The organism is Streptomyces sp. NPDC055815 (genome assembly GCF_053616475.1).
The window spans coordinates 18295-30345 of record NZ_JBSHDU010000097.1; the positions used below are offsets into that span (position 1 = coordinate 18295).

The following is a 12051-nucleotide window of genomic DNA, read 5'->3' on the forward strand; positions in this document are numbered from 1 at the left end:
GGGGGGGGCCCCCCGGGGGGGGGGGGGGGGGGGGGCCCGGGGGCGGCCCCCGGCGGGGGGGGGGGCCGGCCGCGGCCCCGCGGGGGGGGGGGCCCCCGCCGTGGGACGGGGCGCGGCCGACGCGGGTCAGCGCACGCTGCGGATGGGGCGCACGGCCAGCGCGCCGAGTACCGACAGTACGGCCGCGACCAGGAAGAGCGCCGTGTATCCGCCACTCAGCGACACGACGAGCGAGGCCACGAAGGGGGCGACGATCTGCGGGCCCGCGTTGGCGACGTTGAGGACGCCCATGTCCCGGGCGGCGTCCTCGGCCTTGGGCAGCACCATGGTCACCAGGGCGGTGTCGACGGCCATGTAGCAGCCGAAGCCGAGGCCGTTGACGACGGAGAAGGCCAGCATGGCGGTCCAGCTCGCCGAGACGGCGGGGATGAGCAGCGCGACGGCGGCGAGCACGGCGGAGGCGCCGACGAAGAGCTTGCGGCGGTCGAAGCGGTCCGAGAGCCAGCCGCCGAGGACGGTGGAGACCACCATGGCGACGGAGTTCACCGGCATGAGGATCGCCACGGCCTCCTCGGGGCTCAGCCCGACGGGCAGGTCGGTGTGGTCCTTGAGGATGTACAGCTGGAAGCCGGCCACCGCGAAGTAGCCGAGCACGAGCAGGGCGCGGCCGATGAAGGCCCAGCGGAAGTCGTGCTCCTTCAGGGCGCTGCCGAAGGCCGCGATCTGCTCCTTGACCGGCAGCGGTGCCTTCGGGGGCATGCGCTCCTCACGGGCGCAGGTGGTGAACAGTACGGCGGTGGCGGCGACGATCGCGCCGAAGACGAGGTAGCCGGTGCGGTAGTGCTCGGAGAAGGCCGCGCCGAGGAGCGCGCCGATCGTGGAGCCGATGGGGAGGCCGAGACCCACGGCGGCCGAGGCCTTGCCGCGCGCGGCCATGGGGACGCGGTCGGGGACCACGGAGGTGATGGCCGCCTGGTAGACGTTCATGACGGCCTGGCCCAGACACCAGGCGATGGTGACCAGCAGGATCGTGTGGACGCTGCCGAGGAGCAGCATCACGGGGAGGGCGAGCAGACCGCCGGTGAGGATCCACGGGTTGCGGCGGCCCGAGCGGTCCGAGAGGGCGCCGGCGACCGGGTTGAAGACGGTGGCGAAGATCGCGGATATGCCGGAGACGAGGCCGAAGTTCGCCACCTTGTCGGCGGGATCGATGGCCTCGATCTGGAGCGCGAGGAGCATGCCGGGGACGCCGATGTACAGCGCGTACATGGCCGTGTTGCCGGCGAGCAGCAGGGGCAGCAGGCCGCGCGTCGGCCGGGGGGCCGCGGGGGAGCCGGGGGCGGTGCCGACGGTGCCGGGGGCGCCCGTCTCGGAGCCGGTCCCGGGGGAGGAAAGGGCCACTTTGCCCTCCTGGAGAGATCGCCCGATGCGGGGGCGAGAAGCGGATTGAACGAGGGAGGTGACACGTGTCAGTGACGCGTGTCAGCATTGTGTAGCACCCAATTCCGGCCATCCGCCAGACCCCCGGCCGGATTGTTCTGGAAAGATGCCGGATCGATGAGCCAGCCAACCGAACAGTCCCCCGAACGCCCCACCGGACGGGCCGTCCCGACCAGCGCCGACGTCGCGCGCCTCGCGGGCGTCTCCCGGGCCACCGTCTCGTACGTCCTGAACAACACCTCGGCCGTCCGCATCAGCGAGCCCACCCGGCAGCGGGTGCGCGAGGCCGCCCAGGAGCTGGGCTACGTCCCGCACGCCGCCGCACGCAGCCTGCGCGCGGGCCACAGCCGCATGGTGCTGCTCCCGAGCTCCCACGTCCCCGTCGGGCCGCTGTACAGCCAGTTCTTCAACGACTTCCAGTGGGCCCTGCGCCGCCTCGACTACACGGTCGTGCAGTACGGCAGCGTCGGCCTGGAAGCCGACGAGGCCGCCCGCGCCTGGGCCGAGCTGCGGCCGGTGGCCGTGGTCTCCCTCGGCGAGGTCGAGCTCACCGGGCAGGGCGTCGAGATCCTCAAGCGCTCCGGCGCCCGGGCCGTCATCACCCTCGGCACCCAGCGCGTCGAGGGCACCCACGCCTTCGTCATGGACCAGGGGCGGATCGGCGAGGTGGCCACCGAGCACCTCCTGGAGACCGGCCGCCGCCGGATCGGCGTCGTCGTGCCCGAGGAGCCGGGCCTCACCATGTTCTCCGGACCCCGCCTGGAGGGCGCGCGCCGCGCCGCCGAGGGCGCCGGCGCCACCGTCGTACCCCTGCCGCTGCGGTACGAGGAGGAGTCGGCGGACGCGCTCGCCGCGCGGTGGCGGGAGCTCGGGCTCGACGGCGTCTTCGCGTACAACGACGAGTACGCGATGCTCCTGATGCGCTCGCTCCAGGACGCCGGGATCGCCGTGCCCGAGGAGACCGCCGTCATCGGAGCCGACGACCTGCTCCTCGGCCGGCTCCTGCGGCCCCGGCTCAGCACCGTGCGGGTCGACATGGTGGTCGGCCGCGAGCTGGCCGAGCTGGTCGACCGCGCCGTACGCGAACCGGACGCCGCGCCCCTCTCCCGCGACCTGCTCGACTCGCGGGTGGTCCGGCGGGAGTCCAGCTGAGGCGGCGGGGCACCCGGAACGCCGTCCGGCGCGATGCCGGCCGCGGGACCGGCTCGTCCCGCGATCCCGGCCGCGGTACCGGCTCGTCCCGCGATCCCGGCCGCGGGACCGGCTCGGGCGGGCGCGGCTCCTGCCGAGCGCTTAGCTTCGGTGCATGAGCAACGTTCCGAAGCGGTACGAGATCCTGCTGGTCCCCGAGCACGTCGAGGACCGCGGCGGCGCCGCCGTCGAGGACAGCGCCGTCCGCACGGCCGTCGTCGAGGCCACCGGGCGGCACGGCGAGACGGGCTACCCGATCTACGAGGGACACGGCATCCGCGCCGACATCGACCCGGAGACGCTCACGGTCGAGGCGCTGCTCGTCGACGGCCGCGAGCTCGACTACGGCCTCACGGCCCTGGTCCGCCTCCGCCCCTCCACGAGCCGCTGACCCCGACCCGCTGACCCTCCCCTCCCCGGTGTCCCGAAGCGGCCCGTTGACACGGCGGGCCGTCCGGCAGAGACTCTGCGCGCCCGATCGGGCGAAGATTGATTCACCAGGCGAACAGAGTCGTTCCGAAGGTCACGTGGGAGAGAACCGATGAGCATCCGCGACGTCTACATCGTCGACGCCGTCCGCACCCCGATCGGGAAGTTCGGGGGCGCCCTCGCCTCCGTCCGCCCCGACGACCTCGCGGCCCACGTGGTCCGCGCCCTCGTCGACCGCTCGCCCGCGCTCGACCCCGCGCGCGTGGACGACGTCTACTTCGGCGACGCCAACGGCGCGGGCGAGGACAACCGCGACGTCGCGCGCATGGCCGTCCTCCTCGCCGGACTCCCCGTCACCGTCCCCGGCGTCACCGTCAACCGCCTCTGCGGCTCCGGCCTCGAAGCCGTCATCCAGGCCGCCCGCGCCATCGCCCTCGGCGACGCGTCCGTCGCGATCGCGGGCGGCGTCGAATCGATGTCCCGCGCCCCCTGGGTGCTGCAGAAGCCCGAGCGGGCCTTCCCCGCCGGCCACCAGCAGCTCCACTCCACGACCCTCGGCTGGCGCATGACGAACCCGCGGATGCCCGCCGAGTGGACCGTCTCCCTCGGCGAGGGCGCCGAGCTCGTCGCCGACAAGCACGGCATCACCCGCGAGCAGCAGGACGCCTTCGCCCTCGCCAGCCACCGCAAGGCGGCCGAGGCCTGGGCCAAGGGCCTCTACGACGACGAGGTCGTCCCGTACCCCGGCGTGGACCTCGGCCGCGACGAGTGCATCCGCGACACCACGTCCATGGAGGCCCTCGCCAAGCTCAAGCCCGCCTTCCGCCCCGACGGAGGCACCGTCACCCCGGGCAACTCCTCGCCGCTCAACGACGGCGCCGCCGCCCTGCTCCTCGTCGACGAGGACGGGCTGCGCGAGACCGGCCGCGAACCCCTCGCCCGGATCCGTACCTCCGCCGTCACCGGGATCGAGCCCCAGCTCTTCGGCCTCGGCCCCGTCGAGGCGGTCCGGCGGGCCCTGGAGAAGGCCGGACGCTCCTTCGCCGACCTCAGGACCTTCGAGCTCAACGAGGCCTTCGCGGCCCAGTCGCTCGGCTGCCTCGCGGAATGGCCGGAACTCGACCCCGACATCGTGAATCCTCGCGGTGGAGCGGTCGCGATCGGCCACCCGCTGGGCGCGTCCGGCGCCCGCCTCGCCGGCTCGGTGGCCCACCAGCTCGCGGCGGCCGGCTCCGGCACGGGCCTCGCGGCCCTCTGCATCGGCGTCGGCCAGGGCCTCGCGCTGGTCCTGGAGCGCTGAGCCCGCTCGGCCGAAGCCGCACGACAGCGCGAGGGGGGTACGGGAAGCTCTCCCGTACCCCCCTCGCGGTGGGTCACTTCGCCTGCGCGTCCTCGATGGACTTGCGGACCTCGTCCATGTCCAGCTTGCGGGCCTGCCCGATCACGTCCTCCAGGGCGTTCTCCGGCAGCGCGCCCGGCTGCGCGAACACGGCCACGTTGTCACGGACGATCATCAGCGTCGGGATCGAGCGGATCTCGAACGCCGCGGCCAGCTCCTGCTGCGCCTCGGTGTCCACCTTGGCGAAGACGAGATCCTGGTGCCGCTCGGACGCCGCCTCGAAGACCGGGCCGAACTGACGGCAGGGACCGCACCACGAAGCCCAGAAATCGATGAGCACGAACTCGTTCCCGCTCACGATCTCGTCGAAGTTGTCCTTGGTGAGCTCTACGGTGCTCATGCTGCCTACCTTTCGGGTCCTCTGGCGTGGTCCTCACGGTCCCCTGGGGACTCGCCCGGCACAACGGCGTATCGAGCCGCGCTATTCCGCACCGCTGCCACCAGACTGGGACCCATGACGCGAACGGTGGAAGACGAGCACAGCTACGACGTCGTGGTGATCGGCGCGGGCCCGGTCGGGGAGAACGTCGTCGACCGGGTCCGGGCCGGCGGCCTCACCGCGGCGATCGTCGAGAGCGAGCTGATCGGCGGTGAGTGCTCGTACTGGGCGTGCATGCCCAGCAAGGCCCTGCTCCGCCCCGCGATCGCCCGCTCGGACGCCCGAAAGGTCGCGGGACTGCGCGAGTCGGTCTACGGTCCGCTGGACGCGATGGAGGTCTTCGCCCACCGGGACAAGGTCGTCGGCCACTGGAAGGACGAGGGCCAGGTCGACTGGCTCGACTCGATCGGCGTACGGGTCTTCCGCGGCCACGGCAGGCTGCACGGGCCCCGCCGGGTCGAGGTCATGGGCCCCGAGGGCGAGCGTCATGTGCTGACCGCCCGGCACGCCGTCGCCGTCTGCACCGGCACCCGCGCCCTCCTCCCCGACCTGCCGGGACTGCCCGCCGCGCACCCCTGGACCAGCCGCGAGGCGACCAGCGCCGACCGGGTGCCCGAGCGGCTGATCGTGGTCGGCGGGGGAGTGGTGGGCGTGGAGATGGCCACCGCGTGGCAGGCCCTCGGCGCGAAGGTCACCCTGCTCGTACGGGGCGGGGGGCTGCTGCCGCGCATGGAGCCGTTCCTCGGTGAGCACGTCGCCGCCGCGCTCACCAGCCGTGGCGCGGACGTCCGTACCGGCGTCTCGGTGAGCGCGGTGGTACGGAACGGGGGCACCGGACCGGTCACCGTGGTCCTGGAGGGCGGCGACCACGTCGAGGGCGACCAGGTACTCTTCGCGACCGGCCGCAGGCCGCGCACCGAGGACATCGGCCTGGAGACGGTCGGTCTGACACCGGGCTCCTGGCTCGACGTCGACGACAGCCTCCGGGTCACCGGGAGCGAGTGGCTCTACGCCGTCGGCGACGTCAACCACCGCGCGCTCATGACCCATCAGGGCAAGTACCAGGCCCGGATCGCGGGCGCCGCGATCGCCGCCCGGGCGCACGGCGACGACTCCCTGGACACCGGGCGGTGGGGTGCGCACGCGGCCACCGCCGACCACGCGGCCGTGACGCAGGTCGTGTTCACCGACCCCGAGGCGGCCGCCGTCGGGCTGACCCTGGCCGAGGCGGAGCGCGCCGGGTACCGGGCACGGGCCGTGGACCTCGACATGCGGTCGGTGGCCGGGGCAGGCCTCTACGCCCAGGGATACCGGGGGCACGCCCGGATGGTCGTGGACCTCGAACGGGAGGTGGTCCTCGGCGCCGCCTTCGTCGGTCCCGGCATCGGGGAGCTGCTCCACTCCGCGACGATCGCCGTCGCGGGCGAGGTGCCGATCGCCCGCCTGTGGCACGCGGTCCCCGCGTACCCGACGCTGAGCGAGGCGTGGCTGCGGCTCCTGGAGGCGTACCGGGGCTGACGCCCGGTCATCACTGAGGCCGCCGGGGCTGATGTCCTACCGGGGTTGAGGGGCCGTCACTCCCCTTCGTTCTCCTCGGTGTTGAGGGGGATCAGGGCACGTGCCGCCGAGCGCGCGGCCTCCAGGGCGGGGCGGGGGTCCCGGCCCGGTTCCTGGTCGAGGACCACCCGGGTGCTCAACCCGTCGAGCAGGGCGAGGAGTTCGGAGGCGCGGGCGCCGGCGTCCAGCGGGGCGAAACGGCGGCGCGCCGCGCCCGCCGCGAGCAGGGCCTCCAGGTCCTCCTGCCAGCCCGTGTCCAGTTCGGCCTGCGCCTCGCGCAGCGCGGCGTTGCCGGGGGTGCGGGCCCAGAGCTCGATCCAGAGGGTCCAGCGCGGATCGCGCGGACCGCGCGGGAGGTAGAGCCGGAGGAAGAGGTCGAGCTTGCGCTCGGCCGTGATCCGGCGGGAGAGCAGGGCGCGCCGCTCCTCGGCGAGCGCGGCCTCGCTCCAGCGGAGGGCGGCGAGCAGCAGCAGGTCCTTGCTGCCGAAGTAGTACAGGATGTGGCCGCCACTGGTGCCGAGCCGCTCGGCGAGCGCCGACATGGTGAGGGAGGCGAGGCCGTTCTCGGCGATCGCCGCCATGGCCTCCTCCAGCATCCGTTCCTGGGTGACGTGTCCGTCCCGCCGTCGTGCCGCGCCTGCCACCGCCGCCGTCCCCCGTCCTGTCGTTCCGCGTTCCGCTTCTTTCGGGACCGACCTTAACCGCAACCGCCGTAGGTCTTGACGTGGCCTGAACTCATCCCACATCTTGAATGCCGTTCTAAGACTTAGAACGGCATTCAAGATCGATCCACGACAGGAGTGCGGTGTGCTCGAACACGAGACGGCGTCCGCGACCACGGGCCGGACAGCGACCGACGAGGTCTTCCAGGTCGAGGAACACGGCATCGACCCCATCCCCGACGCCGAACGGCACGGCGGGGCCAAGGACGTCTTCTGGCTCTGGTTCGGCTCGAACCTGACCTTCACCTACGTCATCAACGGCGCCCTCGCCGTCGCCTTCGGGCTCTCCTTCTGGCAGGCCACCGCCGTCGTCGTGCTCGGCGGCCTCTCCTTCCTCGCCATCGGCGCGGCCGGACTCAGCGGCGTGCGCACCGGCACCGCCACCCTCGTCATCTCCCGCGCCGCCTTCGGCCGCCGCGGGAACTGGCCCGCCGGCCTGCTGAACTGGATCGTCAGCATCGGCTACACCATCGTCAACACCGTCGTGGGCACCCTCGCCCTCGAAGCCTTCTTCAGCGACCTCGGCTGGGACGGCGGACACACCGCCCGTGCCCTGGCGCTCGCCGTCACCCTCGCCCTGACCTTCGCCGTCGCCCTCTGGGGCCACGCCACGGTCCAGTTCGCCGAGCGCTGGATGGCGTACGTCCTCGCCGCCGGCTTCGCCGCCCTGCTCGTCCTCGTCCTGCCCGGCGCCGACACCGCCGCCCCCGCCGCCGCGCCCGGGGCCTCCGGCTGGAGCCTCGCCTTCGTCGTCATGCTCGCGGGCCCCTTCTCGTACCTCCCCATGCCCGCCGACTACACCCGCTACCTGCCCCGCACCACCAGCCTCAAGGCCGTCACCTGGAGCGGCGCCCTCGGCGGCTTCGTCTCCTCCGTCGCCCTCGGCGTCGCCGGCGTGGCCGCCGCGACCCAGGCCGACATGACCGACGCCGTCGCGGGCACCGAGAGCCTCCTCCCCGGCTGGTTCCAGCCCCTCTTCCTCGTCCTGGTGCTCGGCGGCTCCGTCACCAACTCGATCATCACGCTCTACTCGTCGAGCCTGAACCTCCAGGTCCTCGGCATCCCCTGGAGCCGCGCCCGCGCCATCGTCATCAGCGCGGCCGTGACCGCCGTCGGCTCCCTCGGCGCCCTCTTCCTCACCGACTTCACCACCTCCCTCCTCTCCTTCCTCTCCCTCCTGATCATCGTCTTCGCCCCCTGGGGCGGGGTCTTCCTCGCCGACATGGTGCTCCGCCGCTGCACCTACGACTCCGCCGGCCTGCACGCGGACACGGGCGGCGCCTACTGGTACCGCTCCGGCTGGCACCCGGCCGGCATGACCGCGCTCCTCGCCGGGCTCCTCTTCTCCGCGCTCACCTGCGACTCCGAGCTGTGGACCGGCCCCCTCGTCGCCCCGCTCGGCGGCGCGGACCTCACGCTCCTGGGCTCGGTCGTCTCCGCCCTGGTGTACGTGCTCCTCGCCCGCGGGCGCGTCACCCCCGCCCCGTAACCCCTCTCGTACGACACGGAGTTCCGCCCCATGAACCGCACCGCCCCCGCCGACCTCGTCCTCACCGGGGCCCGCATCCACACCGTCGACCCGGCACTCCCCGAGGCCCAGGCCCTCGCCGTCCGCGCCGGCCGCATCGTCTGGATCGGCGCCGACGCCGAAGCGGCCGAGTGGACCGGCGCCGACACCCGGATCATCGACGCCGGCGGGCGGCTCGTCCTGCCCGGCTTCATCGACGCCCACAACCACGTCCGCCTCGGCTCCGACGACGCCTGCGTCCAGCTCGCCGGCGCCCGCAGCCTCGACGAGATCCACGCACGCATCCGCACCTGGCACGCGGCCCACCCGGACGCCGCCTGGATCGAGGCGGAGGCCTTCGACTACTCCGCGATCCCCGACGGGCGGATGCCCACCGCAGCCGACCTCGACCCGGCCACCGGAGACACCCCCGCCCTCGTCCTCAGCTACGACGTCCACACCGCCTGGCTCAACACCGCCGCCCTCCACCGGCTCGGCGTCGACCGCGACCACACCGAGCTCCCCTTCGGGCGGGCCGTCACCGACCCCGCCACCGGCGAGCCCACCGGCTTCGTCAAGGACTTCGCCATCAAGGGCCTCTCCCGCGAGGGCCACCGCGCCCTCCGCGAGCTCGGCCTCCCCTGGGCCTCGACCGACCGGCAGTACGGACGGCTCGCCAAGAGCCTGGACGACGCCATCGGCTACGGCATCACCACCGTCGTCGAACCGCAGAACTCCCTCGACGACCTCGCCCTCTTCGAGCGCGCCCGCACCGAGGGCCGGCTGCGCTCCCGGATCGTCGCCGCGCTCTTCCACCCGCGCGGCACCACCGAGGCGGACCTCGACGCCTTCGAGACGGCGGCCGACGCGTACGCCGACGACCGGCTGCGGGTCGGCCCGCTCAAGCTGTACATCGACGACGTCGTCGAACCCCGCACCGCCGCCCTCCTGGAGCCGTACGCCGGCTGCTCCCACCACCGCGGCGACACCTTCTACCCGCCCGAGGAGTTCGCCGAGCTGCTCACCCGCCTCGACGCCCGTGGCTTCCAGTGCTTCGTCCACGCCACCGGCGACCGGGGCATCCGCACCGTCCTCGACGCCGTCGAGCGGGCCCGCGCCGTCAACGGGCCGCGCGATGCCCGCCACCAGGTCGTCCACGTCGAATGCCTCGACCCGGCCGACACCCCGCGCTTCGCCGAGCTCGGCGTCGTCGCCTGCATGCAGCCCCGGCACGCCGCCCCCGACATCGCGGGACCGGGCCAGGACTGGGCCGAGAACGTCGGCCCCGAGCGCTGGCACAAGGCCTGGCCGCTGCGCAGCCTGCACGCGGCCGGCGCGGTGCTCGCCCTCTCCTCCGACTGGAACGTCGCAGAGATGGACCCGATGGTCGGCATCCACGCCGCCGTCACCCGCCGTCCGCCGGGCGGCGGCGAGGCCTGGACGGCGGGCGAGACGATCGACGTCGCGACCGCCGTCGAGGGCTACACGATGGGCTCGGCCCACGCGAACTTCCTGGAGCACGAGCGGGGCTCGCTGACCGTGGGCAAGCTGGCCGACTTCGTCGTCCTCTCCCGCGACATCCTGCGCATCGCCCCGGAGGAGATCCCGGGCACGGTCTCGGAGACGGTCGTGGTGGGCGGCGAGGTGGTCGTGGACCGGAGGCCGGGAGCGTGACGGGTCCACGGCCGCTCAGCGGGCCTGCGCCAGGATCGCGGCCGCGGCTCAGCCGGCGATCCGCTCCAGGACCGGGGCCAGGCCGGACGGTCGCCGGTCCACGGTCAGCGGGTCGACGAAGTGCACCGGGCACCCGAGTGCCCGCGCACCCCCGTCGGCGGGCCGGCTGTCGCCGACCATGAGCACCTCGGCCGGCGCGAGCCCGAGGAGCGCGCAGGCGGCCCGGAAGATCGCCGGATCGGGCTTCCGGGCCCCCACCTCGTACGACAGCACATAACCGTCCACCAGCGCGTCGAGCCCGTGGGCGCGGAACACCGGGCGCAGGTCCCAGCCGATGTTGCTCACCACGGCCACCGGGACGCCACGGTCGCGCAGGGCGCCCAGCGTGGCCTCGGTGTCCGGGTACGGGCGCCAGGCCGCCGGGCTCATGTGCCGCTCGTACAGCGCCTCCACGAGCTCCGGGTCGGTGAGCCCGGCCTCCCGGGTGAGGGCGGTGTAGACGGTGCGATGGCCGGCCGGGGTCAGGTCCCGCTCCTCCCAGAGCCGCGCGAGCCGGTCGGGCATCACTTCCGGATCGGGACCGCCGGGCTGCGCCCCGTACCGCGTGAGTCGCCGCACGAGGTCGTCGAACGCCTCGGTGCCGGGCGCGGGGCCCGGCCGTGACGCGAGGACGCCACCGAGCCACTCCTCCACCGGCTCGATCCGCAGCAAGGTGCCCGAGAAGTCGAACATCACTCCGTTGATCATTACGGGATCGTAGACCGTACGTGTCGCTCAACTGCCGTGGTTCCCGGGCTCCACCGCCATGCGCCGTTCGAAGCGGCGGCCCGCGTCACGGGATTCGTACACCCCGTCCTGGGTGGCGACGAGCAGTCGGCGGGCGTCCACGGCGGTGAGCGCCTGCGGGGCGCCGCCCGGCACGGGGGCGACCCGGGTCCAGGTGGTGCCCCCGTCGGTCCCGCGGAAGAGGACGCCGTCCGGGTCGATGCCGAAGAGGGCGTCGGGGGCGGTAGGGGCGTCGGAGGCGTCGGAGGCGGTGGGGGTGTCGGGGGCGGCCCACGAGACGTACGCGAGGACCTGCGCGGAGGCCGGGGCGAAGCTTCGGCCGCCGTCCGTGGAGCGGACCACGCCGGTCTCGGTGGTGGCCAGGACGGTGCCGGGGGCGGTGGGGGAGACGGCGATGTCGAGGGCGCGCAGGGCGGCGCGGTCGTCCCAGGTCACGCCGTCGGTGCTGACCCGCAGCAGGCCGTTCGCGCTGTCGTGGCCGTAGACGGTGGAGTCGGGCGCGGTGTCGAGCGCGTGGAAGTCGACCTTCCCCGCGAGGGACTTCTCCCGCCAGGTGCGGCCGGAGTCCGTCGAGGCGATGAGCCCGAGGTCGGCGGGCCCGTCGCCGCCGGGTGCCGGGTGCCCGCCGGCGAGGAAGTCGCCCTTCGCGGTGACGGTGAACCCCATGAAGTCGTCACGGCGGTCGCCGACCAGGACCGGCCGGCCGTCGGCGTCCGGGCTGTGGAGGCCCTGGTGGGTGGCGACGTAGAGGGCGTCGCCGCGCAGTCCGAGGCCGTGGATGTGGCTGAGGGCCGAGGTCTCCGGGGCGGCGGTCCCGGAGCAGGCGGTGAGGGTCAGGGCGAGGACGGCCACGGCGGCGGTGGCCACCAGGCGGGGGGAGTACCGGATCATCGTTCTTTCGCCAAAGAGTGTGGACGTACGTCGAAGGGCGGCCCGCCCCCGGTGGGGGCGGGCCGCCGGCCCGTCG

At 73.8% G+C, this 12051-nt stretch carries 11 protein-coding genes; 6 read left to right on the top strand and 5 right to left on the bottom strand.

The genetic code is table 11. The features are described from left to right. Window positions 1-126: 126 nt before the first annotated feature. The gene (locus ACWGN5_RS37005) at window positions 127-1401 is read right to left on the bottom strand and encodes an MFS transporter (protein ID WP_453522795.1); all 1275 of its coding nucleotides are present in this window, start codon (window positions 1399-1401) and stop codon (window positions 127-129) included. A 156-nt stretch (window positions 1402-1557) separates the two neighbouring features. Between ACWGN5_RS37005 and ACWGN5_RS37010 the strand changes: the two genes are divergently transcribed. The 3 genes from ACWGN5_RS37010 (at window position 1558) to ACWGN5_RS37020 (ending at window position 4360) form a co-directional block, all read left to right on the top strand. Next, window positions 1558-2592, top strand: coding sequence for a LacI family DNA-binding transcriptional regulator (locus ACWGN5_RS37010; protein ID WP_453522796.1), 1035 nt, complete (start codon window positions 1558-1560; stop codon window positions 2590-2592). Between the two features lie 154 nt (window positions 2593-2746). Further along, window positions 2747-3022: a hypothetical protein gene (locus ACWGN5_RS37015; protein ID WP_453522797.1), complete on the top strand. Its 276-nt coding sequence runs from the start codon at window positions 2747-2749 to the stop codon at window positions 3020-3022. A gap of 150 nt (window positions 3023-3172) precedes the next feature. Continuing rightward, complete coding sequence (locus tag ACWGN5_RS37020) at window positions 3173-4360, top strand: thiolase family protein (RefSeq protein ID WP_453522798.1); 1188 nt, start codon at window positions 3173-3175, stop codon at window positions 4358-4360. Window positions 4361-4433: 73 nt separating this feature from the next. Here the strand turns inward: ACWGN5_RS37020 and trxA are convergent, their stop codons facing one another. Next, window positions 4434-4799 carry a thioredoxin gene (gene trxA / locus ACWGN5_RS37025; RefSeq protein WP_041132548.1) on the bottom strand — a complete coding sequence of 122 codons (366 nt, stop codon included), beginning with the start codon at window positions 4797-4799 and terminating at the stop codon, window positions 4434-4436. A gap of 114 nt (window positions 4800-4913) precedes the next feature. Between trxA and ACWGN5_RS37030 the strand changes: the two genes are divergently transcribed. After that, complete coding sequence (locus ACWGN5_RS37030) at window positions 4914-6356, top strand: dihydrolipoyl dehydrogenase family protein (protein WP_453522799.1); 1443 nt, start codon at window positions 4914-4916, stop codon at window positions 6354-6356. A gap of 56 nt (window positions 6357-6412) precedes the next feature. Here the strand turns inward: ACWGN5_RS37030 and ACWGN5_RS37035 are convergent, their stop codons facing one another. Beyond that, complete coding sequence (locus ACWGN5_RS37035; RefSeq protein ID WP_453522800.1) at window positions 6413-7039, bottom strand: TetR/AcrR family transcriptional regulator; 627 nt, start codon at window positions 7037-7039, stop codon at window positions 6413-6415. A 163-nt stretch (window positions 7040-7202) separates the two neighbouring features. Here ACWGN5_RS37035 and ACWGN5_RS37040 point away from each other — a divergent pair, with 163 nt between their 5' ends. Next, window positions 7203-8606, top strand: coding sequence for a purine-cytosine permease family protein (locus ACWGN5_RS37040; protein WP_453522801.1), 1404 nt, complete (start codon window positions 7203-7205; stop codon window positions 8604-8606). Window positions 8607-8636: 30 nt separating this feature from the next. Further along, entirely contained in the window at window positions 8637-10298 is a 1662-nt protein-coding gene (locus ACWGN5_RS37045) for an amidohydrolase (RefSeq protein WP_453522802.1), read from the top strand. Between the two features lie 48 nt (window positions 10299-10346). Here ACWGN5_RS37045 and ACWGN5_RS37050 read toward each other — a convergent pair whose 3' ends face one another. Both ACWGN5_RS37050 and ACWGN5_RS37055 read right to left on the bottom strand, forming a co-directional pair. Further along, window positions 10347-11045 carry an HAD family hydrolase gene (locus ACWGN5_RS37050; RefSeq protein ID WP_453522803.1) on the bottom strand — a complete coding sequence of 233 codons (699 nt, stop codon included), beginning with the start codon at window positions 11043-11045 and terminating at the stop codon, window positions 10347-10349. 27 nt (window positions 11046-11072) lie between these two features. Next, a complete protein-coding gene (locus ACWGN5_RS37055) occupies window positions 11073-11975 on the bottom strand; it encodes a F510_1955 family glycosylhydrolase (RefSeq protein WP_453522804.1) in 903 nt (300 codons plus the stop codon). Window positions 11976-12051: the final 76 nt, after the last annotated feature.